The organism is Ihuprevotella massiliensis (genome assembly GCA_900095835.1).
Classification (GTDB): domain Bacteria; phylum Bacteroidota; class Bacteroidia; order Bacteroidales; family Bacteroidaceae; genus Alloprevotella; species Alloprevotella massiliensis.
Map to the genome: position 1 here is coordinate 1656627 of LT608321.1, position 14923 is coordinate 1671549.

Genomic DNA, 14923 nt, shown 5'->3' on the forward strand with positions numbered 1-14923 from the left:
TAGCATGTAACTGGTAGTCTATAAAAGAAAGAAAGGTATAGTAAAGCCTCCCTTGTAAATAGGAAAAGTCAGCCTATAATAACCATGTAACTGGCATGTAACTGAGAAGATAAACTCCTAGAAACGTCATTTCGTGCAGAAAATCCCTCTAAATCTCGTTTTTTTCGAGTATTTTTGTCCTTCGAACTCATACGATTTTGCCTAATTGGGAATACGCGTTCCCGACTGAAATATGAAAGAATTCTTCAAAATGATGGCGCATTACGTTGCGCCCTATAAATTCAACATCGGACTCTCCCTCCTCTTCAATGTGCTGAGTGCGGTGCTCAACGTCTTTTCCTTTGCTTCACTCATCCCGATGCTCAAACTTCTTTTCAACACTGAGCAGAAGGTCTATCATTTCATCGATTGGGGCAAAGAAGGGATGTCTTTTTCCGATATTGCAGTCAACAATGCTTACTACTACACCTCACAACTGGTGGCGCAGTATGGCGCGGGTACTGCGTTGCTCTTCATCGGATTATTTCTCGTGCTGTCTACAGGTTTGAAAACGGCTTCTTACTTTGCTTCTGTGGCTTCGATGGTGCCAGTGCGCACGGGCATTGTGCGCGACATCCGCACCTCGATTTATAAGAAAATCACCCTCCTTCCCCTCTCCTTCTTCAGCGATGAACGCAAAGGCGACATCATCGCACGCATGAGTGGTGACGTGGGTGAAATCGAAAACTCTATCATGGGTAGTTTGGAGATGCTGATGAAAAATCCGATTCTCCTTGTGGTCTATTTCGGTAGTCTTTTCTACATTTCCTGGGAACTCACACTTTTCACCATTCTCGTGCTCCCCTTGATGGGCTGGGGCATGGGACGCATCGGTCGTAAACTCAAGCAGTCGAGCATGGATGCGCAAATCAAATGGAGTGAAACGATGTCGCAACTCGAAGAGACTTTGGGAGGTATGCGCATCATCAAAGCCTTTGGCGCAGAGCGCAAAATGCAAGAGCGCTACGACACCACTGCCAATGATTTCCGCTCTATCTCCTCACGCGTGGCGATTCGTCAAGGTTCGGCACACCCCGTGAGCGAATTTTTGGGCACCTGCCTTATCGTCTTGGTGCTTTGGTATGGCGGTACGTTGATTTTTGCTGACCACAGTCCCATCGATGCGCCCACCTTCATCTTCTACATGGTGATTCTTTATAGTGTGATTCAACCGCTCAAAGATTTGTCCCGCGCAGCTTACTCCATCCCTAAGGGTATGGCTTCGATGGAACGTGTCAATAAAATTCTTTTGGCTGAAAATCCAATCCGCGAACCAGAACACCCCGTAAAGATAGGTCATCTCACCGACTGCATCGCGTTCCAAAATGTGACCTTTGCCTATGGACAGGGTGGAGCAGGGGCTGATGCTCAAGTGCCTGACGAACAAATGGTGATTCGTGGGGTGGACTTCACCGTAAAACGCGGTCAAACCATTGCGCTCGTCGGACAGAGTGGTAGCGGCAAGAGTACGCTGGTGGATTTAGTGCCTCGCTATCACGATGTGGTGGGAGGTAGCATCACCATTGATGGCACGGATGTGCGCCAGCTGCGATTATCGGACTTGCGTGCACTCATTGGTAATGTGAACCAAGAGGCAATTCTCTTCAACGATTCTTTCTTCAACAACATTGCTTTTGGAGTGGAAAATGCGACTCTCGAACAAGTGATAGAAGCTGCCAAAGTGGCGAACGCTCACGAATTTATCATGGCTACTCCCGAGGAATACAACACGAATGTGGGCGACCGCGGTGGAAAACTCTCGGGGGGTCAGCGACAACGCATCTCCATAGCACGCGCCATCTTGAAGAACCCCGATATCTTGATTCTTGATGAAGCTACGAGTGCACTCGACACGGAGAGTGAACGCTTGGTGCAAGAGGCGCTCGAACGCTTGATGGCGACACGCACTACGATTGCGATTGCGCACCGACTCTCTACGATTCGCAATGCAGATGAGATTTTAGTGTTGCACGAAGGTCGCATCGTGGAACGCGGTACACATGAGACTTTGCTCGAACTCGATGGCTACTACAAACGACTCAACGATATGCAGCAATTGTAGACGTTAGAGATTAGACGTTAGAGGGGCATAGACCCTTTTTCGCTCGCCCCGACAAGCGGGGATCGGTTCTTTTAGCTCTCTAGAGCCTCTAGTTTTTCTAGTCCAACCGCGCTAGCCCTCTAACCTCTAACCTCTAACCTCTAACGTCTAATTTCTAACGTCTAACCCCTGCCCTCTACAATACATACGATTCTATGAAACAACTCCTTTTTCTGGTGCGTATCTTCTGCGCTTGGCTCATCCTTTTCTTCGTAGGCAAGTTGCTGTTTTTTAGCTATAATGGATTTCCTGCCATGGACGATTTCTTACAAATTGTGTGGCACGGACTTTCTCTCGATCTTTCCGTAGCAGCGTATGCTACGGCTCCCATTTGGCTCGCTACTTGGGTGGGACATTTTTGGAACACTGCAACCAGTGCAAAAGTAGGGCGCAAACTTTATCGCATCTACACCACAACTCTGCTCACCATCTTCTTGTTAATCATCATCATCGACATGATTATCTACAAGAGTTGGGGCTTCAAACTCGATGCCGTGGCACTTTCCTATTTGGATAATCCTTCGAGTATCCCCGAAAGTTTGGGTTGGGGCTTTGTCATCTTGGCATTCGCAGGTTTTGTAGCCATTGTGGCTGGGCTTTCTTGGATTTTCTGGCGACTGGCTCCTACACAACAGTTATCTTCGCACGCTAGCCACACGGATTCTTGTGCACACTGCGCAGTTTCTCTCCGCAATGTGAGCCATTTTCTTTTGCAACGACTCCCCATCTCCCTCTTGTGGACAGTAATCGGTGGGCTGCTCTTTCTGAGCATCCGCGGTGGTGTGGGTCGATCCACCGCTAACGTGGGTATGGTCTACTATTCCACGGTGCAATATCACAACCATGCTGCAGTGAACCCCGTATTCTCCTTCTTCTATTCTTTGTTGAAAGAACAGGATTATTCAAAGCAAGCACAGTATTTCAGCCCAGAAGAAGCCGATAAGATTTACAACTCTCTGCAATTTAACACGAAGAGTGTGATTCTCCCCGAAGATTCTCTGCTCACTACGCAACGCCCCAATGTGTTGCTCATCCTCATGGAGAGCTGCGGCGGACGTGTGGTAGGCTGCACTGAAGGCAATCACCAAACCACCCCACATCTCGACAGTTTGGCTGCCAATGGGGTCTTCTTTTCACAATGTTATGCCAACAGTTTCCGCACAGACCGCGGCACACTTTGCACCTTCTCGGGCTATCCTTCTTTCCCCGATGCGAGTGTGATGAAGATGCCTGCCAAGTCGCGCGTGTTGCCTTCTATCGCTGGGGCTTTGAAAGGTGTGGGCTACGACACGGAGTTTCTCTATGGGGGTGATAAGAACTTCACCAACATGAATTCCTATTTCCTCGCTACAGGATATAATCGCGTGTTGGGAGATGCTGATTTTCCTGCTGAACTGCGCCACACAAGTCCATGGGGAGTGTGCGATGGTGAGATGATGAAGATTCTCCGTCAAAACATTGATGCTTCGGAAAAACAAGGCAAACCTTGGTTCAAAACGCTCTTGACGCTCTCTAGTCATGAACCTTGGGAGGTGCCTTATGCACGTCTTAACGACAAAATGCTCAATGCTTTTGCATATCTGGATCATTCTATAGGAGAATTTATCGCTGCTTTCCGACAAACTCCAGCGTGGAAGAACACGCTGATTGTGATTCTTCCCGACCACGGAGTGACGTGGCCTGCTGACATCAACGAATACGATATCCGAAAATATCACATTCCCCTCATCTGGACGGGAGGTGCGGTGCGTGCTCCTCGTGTGGTGACGAAACTTTGTAACCAGACGGACGTGGCAGCAACGCTCTTAGGACAAATGGGCATTGACCATAGTCAATTCACGTTCTCCAGAGACGTGCTCTCGCAAACTTACACTTATCCGCTTGCCATCCACACTTGGCCAGAGGGATATACCTTTATTGACAGCACTGGAACGACTATTTTTGACCTCAATTCGCAAAATGTGTCGAAGGTGACGCCCGATTCGAAGGGTGACCGCTTGCGCAAGGTGAAGGCTTTCATGCAGAAGGCTTATCAACACATGGATGCACTGAAATAAACGATAGATAATAGAGGAAAGATGAAGCCTAGAGATTTCCAAATCGATTTACAAAAGAAGTTGTCCGGTATCTATGAGGTGCAGGAAGCTGGGGCTATCGCTGCTAGATACCTGACCGATCGTTTCGGACTCTCCACCACACAGTTGTTGCTCAATGAGGAATTGCCCCTTACCCCCGAAGAAGAAGCCAATATAGACGGTGATGTGCAGCAACTTTTGGCTCACGTGCCCGTGCAACAAGTGGTGGGATTTGAGTTGTTCTGTGGTCATCGTTTTAAGGTGACGGCAGACACATTGATTCCACGCCCTGAAACGGAAGATTTGGTGCAACTGGCTACCGAAAAATGCTGTGGTGCGTTGTCGAACATCTTAGATGTGGGCACAGGAAGTGGCTGCATTGCTATTAGTTTGGCGAAAGCTCTCCCACTGGCGCGTGTTGCTGCTTGGGACATCTCGGAAGGGGCTTTGCAAGTGGCGCAAGAGAATGCGACAACCTTAGGAGCGCGCGTAGATTTTGAATTGCGTGATTTGCTCAAAGAAGCTGATGCTCCCACACTTGCTCCACAATCGTTGGATGCTATTGTGAGCAATCCTCCTTACATCCCCGAAGAAGAAGCGCAAACGATGGAAGCGCAAGTGGTGAACCACGAGCCACACTCGGCTCTCTTCGTTCCCAATGACAATCCGCTCCTCTTTTATCACGCATTGGCGCGATTGGGCTGGCACGCGCTTCGTCCTTCGGGTAGTCTTCTCGTAGAGACACACACGGACTTTGCCGCGGCTGTTGCCACTCTCTTCGAGAGCATGGGTTATACCTCCGTCCGCGTCATCAACGATTGCTTCAATCTCCCTCGATTCGTCGAAGCAGTGTGGGAATAATCATTGCTAATCTATAACTTCAATAATATGAAGTACTCTTTTATTAGCATGCTTAGTGCGTGCGCTCTACTTACTCTTTCATCTTGCAGCTGTTCTTCTAAACCAAGTGCCGACACTAGCGCAGACTCTACCATGGTAGCTGATTCGACAGTAGAAGAACCTATTGAGGAAGATTCAGAACTAATTCTAGATTCTCTCACCGTCAAGAAAAAAACTCGCTACGAATACACAACAACAGTAGTGTTTGCAAAAGGAGCTAATACTACTTTGGTTAATTCCATCAATGAATGGGTGAATGAGGTTTTTGGGGGTACATATCGTGGTGATGTGACCGATGCTAAAGCAATGATAGCTTACTATCAAAGGCGTTGGATGAAAGAGGAAGAACCAGATGCCGCAGATTATGCAAGTAATGTTCATAAAGTATGGGTTGAATATGAAACACCCCAATTTGTAACTCTTCGTTTCATGTCTGATGTTATTTCTATAAATCGTGGTGACTTTGAAGCTCATGCTGCAACCTTCCGCAAGAAAGATGGTCGTAAGTTTGATTACACCATGCTTCCTAAGGAATATAAGATGCAATCAATCTTATTGAAAGGTGTGAGTAAATCGATTGAAACTTCTTCTGATGAGGTAAAATACTACATTGAGGAAGAAGGAAAGGATCCTAATTTTATCCCATATCCAGAAATGGAGCCTTTCCTCAGTAAAAAAGGGCTTATACTTTCCTATCAATCTCATGAACTTTTCCATGCACGCTATGGTACGCCTACCGTGGTAGTTCCTTATTCACAACTTAAGTCACTACTGAATACCACTGGTCGTACTTACCTCCCCTAAATAAATCCGCTATGAGATTTAAGTTGCTCTACACAGCCATTGCGGTGGGTATGCTTTCTCTCTCCGCTTGCAAACAAAAAACAACGGCAGAAACCGCTGTATCCTCTGACTCGGTGGCAACAGTTGTCGATAGTCAGAGATTGGAAATGTCTAGTGCTGAAGATTTATCGCTGAAGGTTTTTTCTGAAAATTTGAAGACCGAGCATTGTTCTTATGAAACATCCATTGTTCTTGCGCAGAGCAAAGAGCATCCTCACTTAGCTACTGCCATCAACGAATGGGTGAACGAACGGCTCGGAGGAAAGTATGAAGGCAATATCAACGATGGGCAAGCAATGCTCAACTACTATCAGAAGCGTTGGGTGCGAGAAGAAGATGATGATATCACCAATGGTGAGTATAATATCAGCATCACCAAGGTGTATGAGACAGACAAGTATATCACGTTCGAAGCCAGCTCTTATTGGTATTTCGGAGGAGCACATGGTGGTAGCAGCTTGTCAGGTGCCACTTTCCGCAAGAGTGACGGTCGTAAGTTTGATAAATCAATGATTAGTGATGAGAATACACTTCATCCACTCCTTATCAAAGGATTGGTCAAAGCTTTTGATGCAAAAAATAAAAAAGAATTGGGAGAACTTCTCATGTTTTCTGGTGCATGCGACTCTGACAATGCTGAAATAAAACTGATCAATCTTCCCCTTCCCGAAACCGAACCTTGGCTCACTAAAGAGGGATTGCAACTGGTGTATCAACAATATGAAATCGGCCCTTACGCTGTGGGGATGCCGACAGTGCAAATACCTTTTGCAAAACTCAAACCTTTGCTCAATGCTTCGGGAAAAACCTATTTGAAGTAAGCAAGAAGACTTGATGAAACAAGCTCTAAGACTTTATCATACAAGCACTAGTACTTTATAAAACAAGCCGTAGTAGAAATCGTTTCTACTACGGCTTATTTTTTTGCTTGTTGCATTTGTTGCGTTGCTGCGAAATACTTGCCCCTAACCTCTCACAAAGCTGGAGGTAGAGATGCTAGTCTTCCAACGCAACTCAACGCATTTTAGGCATCTGTGCGAGAAGCACGTTTGCGCGCATTGTGATCGAGGATAATCTTGCGCATACGCATAGACTTAGGTGTCACTTCCACATACTCATCTTCGCGGATATATTCCAGTGCTTCTTCAAGAGAGAAGATGGTGGGAGGAATGATGCGCGCCTTGTCGTCAGCACCAGAAGCACGCATATTTGTGAGTTGCTTCGCCTTCGTCACGTTGATCACAAGGTCGTTTTCGTGAATGTGTTCACCCACAATCTGACCTGCATAGACATCATCTTGGGGAGAAACGAAGAACTTACCACGGTCTTGGAGCTTATCGATGGCATAAGCAAAGGCAGTGCCGCCTTCGAGTGCAATCATCGAACCATTGCTGCGACGGTCGATTTCGCCTTTGAAAGGTTGATATTCCTTGAAACGGTGTGCCATAATGGCTTCACCTTGAGAAGCGGTGAGCACGTTGGTGCGCAAACCAATGATGCCGCGTGAGGGAATCATAAATTCGATGTCCACACGCTCGCCGAGGTTGTGCATAGCCACCATTTCACCCTTGCGACGAGTCACCATGTCGATCATCTTAGAAGCGAACTCTTCGGGCACGTTGATCATGAGTTCTTCGATAGGTTCGTGACGAACGCCATCAATCTCATGATAAATCACCTGAGGTTGTCCCACTTGCAGTTCGTAACCTTCGCGGCGCATAGTTTCCACAAGCACAGAAAGGTGGAGCACACCACGACCCGAAACAATCCAGCGGTCAGTATCAGCACCTTGTTCCACACGAAGTGCCAAGTCTTTTTGGAGTTCTTTTTCCAAACGCTCGTTGATGTGACGCGAAGTACAGAACTTACCTTCCTTACCAAAGAAAGGAGAGTCGTTGATGGCAAAGAGCATGGACATCGTAGGTTCGTCAATCGCAATCGTAGGCAGCGGTTCTGGATTTTCAAAGTCCGTGATAGTGTCGCCAATCTCAAACGTTTCAAGACCAATCACCGCACAAATGTCACCGCTCGACACAGCAGTAGCCTTTTGGCGTCCCATACCCTCAAAGGTTTGGAGTTCCTTGATTTTTGTCTTTTCCATCGTTCCATCGCGGTGCGCAATGGTGATGTTCATACCCTCGGTGATGGTGCCACGATGCACACGTCCGATAGCGATACGACCAGTGTAATTAGAATAGTCGAGCGAAGTAATGAGCAACTGAGGAGTACCTTCAAGGCGTTCAGGAGCAGGGATATACTCGAGAATAGTATCAAGGAGATAGTCGATATTCTCAGTAGGTTTCTGCCAATCTTCGCCCATCCAGTTGTTCTTTGCCGAACCATACACCACGGGGAAATTGAGCTGTTCTTCTGTACCTCCGAGTTCAAACATCAAATCGAACACCATTTCGTGCACCTCTTCGGGGCGGCAGTTAGGTTTGTCCACCTTGTTCACCACCACAATAGGCTTAAGACCGATTTGAAGTGCCTTTTGCAACACAAAACGCGTTTGAGGCATAGGTCCTTCAAAGGCGTCAACGAGGAGGATACAACCATCCGCCATGTTGAGCACGCGCTCCACCTCACCTCCAAAGTCGGAGTGACCTGGAGTGTCGATGATGTTGATTTTTGTGTCTTTGTAGTTAATCGAAACGTTCTTAGAGAGAATGGTGATACCACGCTCACGTTCGAGGTCGTTATTATCGAGCATAAGTTCGCCCGTCTGCTGGTTGGCACGGAAAAGGTTACCTGCCAAGAGCATTTTGTCCACGAGCGTCGTCTTACCATGGTCTACGTGGGCAATGATGGCGATGTTGCGAATGTCTTGCATGAGAAATTTTTATTGATATATTCTGCGACTTTTGCACTGTTGCCGCAAAATCGGTAGTGTCAAAAGGCTCACAAAATTACGAAATTCGACTCCTTTGCGCAAATAATATGTGGTGTTTTAGACATAACTCAAAAGTTCAGTCGTAAAACACCACATAGACAAAACAAAACAGGGAGATTAGCGCGTCCCAACTTCATTTTTCTGCACATATCGTAAGGAGAGGAGGAAGGAAAAACAAAGCCTTTGCCATTCGTCCTCCAATCTTTGTGCTAAACACTAGCCATCGCCGAACCAAGACCTAGCAGCTCAAAGCTCAAGAATGTTGCGTTGCATCTCGATTTCAGCACCATAGTTCTCCACTATCTTGCGATATTGCTGCATTGATGCAGAAGAGAGTTGAATATCTACATCCTTTCCTTCTTGATTTAAGCGTTTGATGACCTCTTCTGCCGTGAGTTGATGTACATCCACATTAACCTTAAACACCGCTGTTGGAGGCAGCGGAGCTTGTGTCACATCATTCGTGGTAATCACGCGGAAAATGAGCCCTACCTGCGCCAATCGTTGCAACTCGATGCCCGCAAAGTCTGTAGAAATCGTCAAAACCTCTGCCCATTCCTTCACCATGAGCGGGGGAGCGTTGTCCACAAATCGACGCGCCATCAAAGCCATGATGCGCAGTGCCACCAGATTGTGTGAGCTGTGATTATAAGTCTTCTGATCAAACAAGTCCTCGTTGTTCTCCGTAGCTTGCAGAGAGCGACATAGCAACACCCCGATGAGGACAATCGTCCACGTGGCATACACCCACGCCATCAAGAGGGGGAGTACTGCAAACGAGCCATACACGGCATTATAACTGCTCAGAAACATCTGTCCTTTAATGTAAAACTCTTGCACCAGGCTAAAGAGAATGCCCGTGATGAGCGCAGGCCATAAGATATGGCGCACTTCCACCTTCACCAATGGAATGAATCGAAACATTGCTCCCAACACGGCACTGAACACCAACGATTTGAGCATAAATACCAACAATGGCATTGTAGTATCCACTAGCACATGATGAGGTAAATAATTGAGGATTTGGAGGATAAATACCCACACACCACTCAAAAAGAAGATGGAAAAAGCAAGAAAGACAATGAGCCCCAAATAGGCGAGGGAGAAGCCAAACAGGCTGCGCGAAGTATTCACGCCCCACATGGCATTGAAACGTCGCTCAATGTTATTGACCAGCGAAATGATGGTGAATGCCAATACAAAACCACTGACACCCAACATCACATCATCGTGTGTGCGCGCAATGTAGGAATTGGCAAACTCCATCAGTTGTCCAATCACATCGTCTGAAGTATTGAGATTTTGTCGCAACTGCAGTTCTATGTAGTCTTGCATTCCAAAACCTCTACCCAGTGCCAACACCAGAGCCAGAAGCGGCACCACAGACAACACCGTACTATAGGTGAGCGCAGCCACGTGCGTGAATATATCTTGCGAACTAGCGGTTTCAGCGGTGTGGAAGATGACTCTCGTCCAGCGCATACTGCGCCATTTGCACCATCGCTGTCGCCATGTTTTACCATTGACTTTCATATATTTATCTTCTTTCTATATTGAAACCTTGTGATTATGTACCCCAAGTGGAGCGGTCTAGGTTGCGATAGCTCACTGCCTCTGCGATGTGCTGTCGCTGCACCTTGTCGCTACCGTCTAAATCGGCAATGGTGCGTGCCACCTTCAGCACACGTTCGTAGGCGCGAGCCGAGAGTCCTAAGCGGTCGAGTGCGAGAGAAAGTGCATCTTGTGCCGCTTCGTCGAGGTGCACCAAGTCTTGCAGTTGTCGTGCACTCATTTGTGCATTGCAGTGCACGCCAGGACTATTGGAAAATCGTTCGCGCTGGCGTTCGCGCGCAGCCACCACTCTAGCACGAATGTCGGCAGAGGGTTCCCCTTCGGGTGCATTGGTCAGCTCTTTCACAGGCACTGGCACCACCTCCACTTGTAAATCTATGCGATCCAACAGCGGACCGCTGATGCGACTGAGATAGCGTTGCACCTGAGCTGGTGTGCAAGTACACTCGTGCGAAGGGTCGTTGTAGTAGCCACAAGGACAAGGATTCATGGCTGCCACGAGCATGAAGGAGCAGGGTAAGGTGACGTTGTAGCGCGCTCGCGATATGGTGATGATGCGATCTTCTAACGGTTGTCGCATCGTTTCGAGTGCATTCTTGGTGTAGTGAGGAAATTCGTCTAAAAACAAGATGCCATTGTGCGCTAAACTGATTTCTCCAGGCTGCATACTGGCTCCACCACCAATGAGTGCCACATCTGAAATGGTGTGGTGTGGAGAGCGAAACGGCCGTGTGGAAATAAGCGTAGCCCCTCTCTCGAGTTTCCCCGCGATAGAGTGTATCTGCGTGGTTTCTAAACTCTCAGCGAGTGTGAGGGGAGGGAGAATCGAAGGCAAACGCTTCGCCATCATGCTCTTGCCACAACCTGGACTGCCCACAAGCAAAAGATTGTGTCCACCTGCAGCTGCCACTTCAAAAGCGCGCTTCACCGCAGGTTGTCCTTTCACCTCACTGAAATCATAGGGGAAATCCGTTTGCGAAGCATAAAATTCCGCACGCGTGTCCACCTCTGTGGGTTCCAACAGCTGTGTACCTTCTAGGTGTTGCACCACATCGCGCAGTTTGCTTGCACCATACACCTTAAGTTGGTTCACCACCGCAGCCTCGCGCGCATTTTCTTCTGGCACAATCAAGGCTTCATAGCCTAATTTACGTGCCAAGATAGCCGCTGGCAACACGCCACGCACAGGGCGCAGGTCGCCATCAAGTCCTAGTTCGCCGAGAAACATGTAGCGACTGAGCACTTCGGGAGACACCTTGGCTTGTCCAAAAGCGTGCAGCAACCCCACTGCCAACGGAAGGTCATAGCCACTCCCCTCCTTTTTCACATCGGCAGGCGCAAAATTCACTGCCACATCCGCTGCTCCTCGCGCATTGTATCCACTGTTTTCCATGGCAGAGCGCACACGGGTCTTGCTCTCCTTCACAGCACTATCAGGCAGTCCCACCATGACATAGAGCGCATCGCGCGGTTGACTAAAAGGGGTGACGTTGATTTCGATGAGCACACGGCTAGCATCGAGTCCATTGATGGCTATGGTGTGAACAGTGGAGAGCATAGTTTGGATTTAAGCGAGGTGAAACAAGTGAAGGTATAGGGAGGTTAAAGGGAGAAAATATCAGAAGTTGCCACTATCTTGACAACTGTGCTGCAAAGATTAAGGAAGTGTGGAGGATCAATGTCCGAGTGCGCGCCATTGGCGCACAAATTCCCACATCACCACTCCAGCAGCCACACTCACATTCATAGAGTGCTTGGTGCCCATTTGGGGGATTTCGATAACGAGATCGGAAGCATCCACCACTTCTTGCGCCACTCCGTGCACTTCATGCCCCATCACGAGCGCGTAACGCTGCGTGTCATCGAGTTGAAAATCGGTGAGCAGAGTAGAGCGGTGGCATTGTTCCACAGAGGCTACCACATATCCCTCCTTTTTGAGGGTCGCGATGGCTTCATCAGTGGTGGCAAAATATCGCCAATCCACAGACTCTTCCGCACCGAGTGCCGTTTTGTGTATATCCACTGAAGGGGGTGTTGCGGTGATGCCACAAAGCCACACACCAGCGAGTCGAAATGCATCGGCAGTGCGAAAAATGCTTCCCACATTGTGCAGGCTACGCACATTGTCAAGCACAACGATGAGGGGCAATTTCTCTGCTGCTTTGAAAGCCGCCACATCAAGGCGGTTCATTTCTTCGATTTGTAGTTTTTGAGGCATATTGTTGGGGTGAAATATCTGGGTGAAAGGGTATGTATGGAGCAGTCATGATCTGCCACACACATCAAAGCAAAGTTACGGAATGCGCCACAACTGACCAAGTTTGCCTCACGATAAATCCACAAAATTGAGGGAACATTGCGTTAAAACACCACCCCTCTGCTCAGAGGGGAGCAACGGCTATTGATATTCCAGCACTTCACGCTGATTGCGCAGCACAGCCAAGGCATTTTCTGCGAGAGCCTCCATCTCGTTCTCACCAGGATAGATGTGCACGGGCGCAATGAATGACACACGTTCGCGCAGACGCGAGGTGATGTAGTGGGCGTGCGCCAAACCTCCAGTGATGAGAATGGCATCATAGCGACCACAAAGCACAGCCGCTTGGGCAGCGATGCCCTTGGCTATGTGATAAATCATAGCATCCATGATGAGCTTTGCTTTTTCATCACCAGCTTCGATGCGATCAAGTATCTCGCGGGTGTCGCTTGTGCCCAACCATGCCACCAAACCGGCTTTTCCTCCAACAAATCGCAACAACTCTTCCTCTGTATATTCTCCACTAAAACACATACGGATGAGGTCGGCAGTGGGGAGTGTTCCTGCACGCTCAGGCGAGAAAGGTCCTTCTCCATCGAGTCCGTTATTGACATCAATGGTGCGACCGTGATGATGCACCCCAATGGTGATGCCTCCTCCCAGATGAGCCACGATGAGGTCTAGGTCTTCATAGTGGCGACCAATGGCGAGGGCGTGGCGACGAGCCGTGGCGCGCTGATTAAGGGCATGCCACACACTGTTGCGATGCATATCGGGACTGCCACAGATGCGCGCTTCGGGACACATTTCATCGACAATCACCGGATCGGCAATGAAAGCGGAGCAATTGTCAAGATCAGCAGCAAGTGCGGCTGCGATGTGACAACCCAAATTGCACACGTGCTGACGTGGAGCGGTGCGAGTGTCGTGGAGCATTTTTTCATTGACTCTATACACTCCTGCTGGAATGGGGTGGGTGAGTCCACCACGTCCCACGATGGCATCAAATTTAAAGGGGATGCCTTCTTCCTCCAAGGTTTGCACGATTTTGTTTTGTCGCAGCGGAAGTTGGTCAAAACTAGTGGGGTATTGCTGCAACTCTTCGGCTGTGTGGCGAATGTTACGGAGCAACACCGGACGTTCGTCTTCGTAGACCGCCACTTTGGTGGAAGTAGAACCGGGATTGATGACTAGAATGCGCATGGTTTTAGTTCTTTTTAGTCTGAATGGCAGCCAAAGCAAGGCTATTGACTTTTGTGGCTATCGAATCACCACGAGAGGTGAGCACCACAGGATGGGTGGTACCTACGAGCATCGAGGCAGCTTCTGCCTTAGGCACAAGAAAAGAGAGGGTTTTGTAGACAGCATTGCCCGTTTCGATGTCTGGGAAAATCAAAACATCGGCTTGCCCCTCGAGCACACTAGTGAGATGCTTGTCGACAAGTCCTTGGGGCGAAAGCGAACAAAGTAAGTCGAGGGGACCATCTACGATGACTTTTCCAAAAACTCCCTTGTTTGCTTCTTCTTTCAAAGCTGCATAATCGAGGGTGATAGGGAATTTTTCGCTCACCTTTTCACAAAAATGCAACAAAGCCACACGAGGTGTTTCGATGCCCAACTGGTGAGCTAGGGCAGTGACATAAGTGAGTTGTGCGCGGCGTTGTTCGGGCGAAGGAGAGGGTATCACCGCTACATCCGACATGAGCACGATGTGCTCCAACTGCGGCAAGTAGAAAGCTGCTACATGACTAATAATTCCTCCTTCTTGGCGAAGACCATAGGTTTTGTTGAGCACATGGCGCAAAAGGTCGTCGGTATTCACCAAACCTTTCATCAAAACATCCGCTTCTCCATCGTGTACCATCTGCACGGCCTGTTGCATCGCAGCTCCAGCATCGGAAACCGGAATGTGGTGCACCCAAGCGGCGATTTCTGAGGAAAGATTTTCCAACAAAGGGGCATAGACTTCACCCACCAAGAAAGCATCTACAAAACCGAGTTGTACAGCCTCGAGCACGGCTTGCAAGGTGTGCGCATCGGCAGGATGAGCCACTGCCACACGGCAACGAGAAGGGAGCTGCGCCAAATGATGGTGCAACTGCTCAAACGAACGAATGGAAAAGGAAGACATGGTGGTAGATAAATATCGATGAACACACACAGCACTCTGCATTGCATTCACGATGTCACCCACGAAAACTCCGAAAAATGAGCTAGCGTGAAAGCACCAAAACAAACAAAGTGCT

Annotated in this window: 11 protein-coding genes; 5 read left to right on the top strand and 6 right to left on the bottom strand. The window is 48.5% G+C overall.

Translation table 11 applies throughout. The features are described 5' to 3' along the window. Nucleotides 1-232 precede the first annotated feature (232 nt). The 5 genes from BQ2633_RS06830 (at nucleotide 233) to BQ2633_RS06850 (ending at nucleotide 6779) form a co-directional block, all read left to right on the top strand. A complete protein-coding gene (locus BQ2633_RS06830; RefSeq protein ID WP_075565984.1) occupies nucleotides 233-2101 on the top strand; it encodes an ABC transporter ATP-binding protein in 1869 nt (622 codons plus the stop codon). Nucleotides 2102-2295: 194 nt separating this feature from the next. Next, entirely contained in the window at nucleotides 2296-4197 is a 1902-nt protein-coding gene (locus BQ2633_RS06835; RefSeq protein ID WP_075565985.1) for an LTA synthase family protein, read from the top strand. Between the two features lie 21 nt (nucleotides 4198-4218). Then, entirely contained in the window at nucleotides 4219-5076 is an 858-nt protein-coding gene (gene prmC / locus BQ2633_RS06840; RefSeq protein ID WP_075565988.1) for a peptide chain release factor N(5)-glutamine methyltransferase, read from the top strand. Nucleotides 5077-5208: 132 nt separating this feature from the next. Next, nucleotides 5209-5919, top strand: a complete 711-nt coding sequence (locus BQ2633_RS06845; RefSeq protein WP_075565990.1) for a DUF3298 domain-containing protein — start codon at nucleotides 5209-5211, stop codon at nucleotides 5917-5919. 11 nt (nucleotides 5920-5930) lie between these two features. Beyond that, nucleotides 5931-6779: a DUF3298 and DUF4163 domain-containing protein gene (locus tag BQ2633_RS06850; RefSeq protein WP_075565992.1), complete on the top strand. Its 849-nt coding sequence runs from the start codon at nucleotides 5931-5933 to the stop codon at nucleotides 6777-6779. Between the two features lie 203 nt (nucleotides 6780-6982). On the opposite strand, the gene typA is transcribed toward BQ2633_RS06850, so the two are convergent. From typA to BQ2633_RS06880, 6 genes are all read right to left on the bottom strand, one after another. Next, the gene (typA, locus tag BQ2633_RS06855; protein WP_075565994.1) at nucleotides 6983-8788 is read right to left on the bottom strand and encodes a translational GTPase TypA; all 1806 of its coding nucleotides are present in this window, start codon (nucleotides 8786-8788) and stop codon (nucleotides 6983-6985) included. Nucleotides 8789-9094: 306 nt separating this feature from the next. Beyond that, on the bottom strand, nucleotides 9095-10381 hold the full coding sequence (locus tag BQ2633_RS06860; RefSeq protein WP_075565996.1) for a YihY/virulence factor BrkB family protein: 1287 nt from the start codon (nucleotides 10379-10381) through the stop codon (nucleotides 9095-9097). A gap of 34 nt (nucleotides 10382-10415) precedes the next feature. Further along, nucleotides 10416-11978 (bottom strand): YifB family Mg chelatase-like AAA ATPase, encoded by a 1563-nt coding sequence (locus BQ2633_RS06865; RefSeq protein WP_075565998.1) that lies wholly within the window; start codon nucleotides 11976-11978, stop codon nucleotides 10416-10418. A 117-nt stretch (nucleotides 11979-12095) separates the two neighbouring features. Next, complete coding sequence (locus tag BQ2633_RS06870; protein ID WP_075566000.1) at nucleotides 12096-12638, bottom strand: RNA methyltransferase; 543 nt, start codon at nucleotides 12636-12638, stop codon at nucleotides 12096-12098. A gap of 180 nt (nucleotides 12639-12818) precedes the next feature. Further along, nucleotides 12819-13880: a butyrate kinase gene (gene buk / locus BQ2633_RS06875; RefSeq protein WP_075566002.1), complete on the bottom strand. Its 1062-nt coding sequence runs from the start codon at nucleotides 13878-13880 to the stop codon at nucleotides 12819-12821. Between the two features lie 4 nt (nucleotides 13881-13884). Continuing rightward, nucleotides 13885-14808 carry a phosphate acyltransferase gene (locus BQ2633_RS06880; protein ID WP_075566003.1) on the bottom strand — a complete coding sequence of 308 codons (924 nt, stop codon included), beginning with the start codon at nucleotides 14806-14808 and terminating at the stop codon, nucleotides 13885-13887. Between the last annotated feature and the right edge of the window lie 115 nt (nucleotides 14809-14923).

What these genes read in the sequence shown, in the direction of transcription:
- BQ2633_RS06830 (WP_075565984.1), top strand. Translation starts at nt 233, where the DNA reads ATGAAAGAATTCTTCAAAATGATGGCGCATTACGTTGCGCCCTATAAA.
- BQ2633_RS06835 (WP_075565985.1), top strand. Translation starts at nt 2,296, where the DNA reads ATGAAACAACTCCTTTTTCTGGTGCGTATCTTCTGCGCTTGGCTCATC.
- prmC (WP_075565988.1), top strand. Translation starts at nt 4,219, where the DNA reads ATGAAGCCTAGAGATTTCCAAATCGATTTACAAAAGAAGTTGTCCGGT.
- BQ2633_RS06845 (WP_075565990.1), top strand. Translation starts at nt 5,209, where the DNA reads ATGGTAGCTGATTCGACAGTAGAAGAACCTATTGAGGAAGATTCAGAA.
- BQ2633_RS06850 (WP_075565992.1), top strand. Translation starts at nt 5,931, where the DNA reads ATGAGATTTAAGTTGCTCTACACAGCCATTGCGGTGGGTATGCTTTCT.
- typA (WP_075565994.1), bottom strand. Translation starts at nt 8,788, where the DNA reads ATGCAAGACATTCGCAACATCGCCATCATTGCCCACGTAGACCATGGT.
- BQ2633_RS06860 (WP_075565996.1), bottom strand. Translation starts at nt 10,381, where the DNA reads ATGAAAGTCAATGGTAAAACATGGCGACAGCGATGGTGCAAATGGCGC.
- BQ2633_RS06865 (WP_075565998.1), bottom strand. Translation starts at nt 11,978, where the DNA reads ATGCTCTCCACTGTTCACACCATAGCCATCAATGGACTCGATGCTAGC.
- BQ2633_RS06870 (WP_075566000.1), bottom strand. Translation starts at nt 12,638, where the DNA reads ATGCCTCAAAAACTACAAATCGAAGAAATGAACCGCCTTGATGTGGCG.
- buk (WP_075566002.1), bottom strand. Translation starts at nt 13,880, where the DNA reads ATGCGCATTCTAGTCATCAATCCCGGTTCTACTTCCACCAAAGTGGCG.
- BQ2633_RS06880 (WP_075566003.1), bottom strand. Translation starts at nt 14,808, where the DNA reads ATGTCTTCCTTTTCCATTCGTTCGTTTGAGCAGTTGCACCATCATTTG.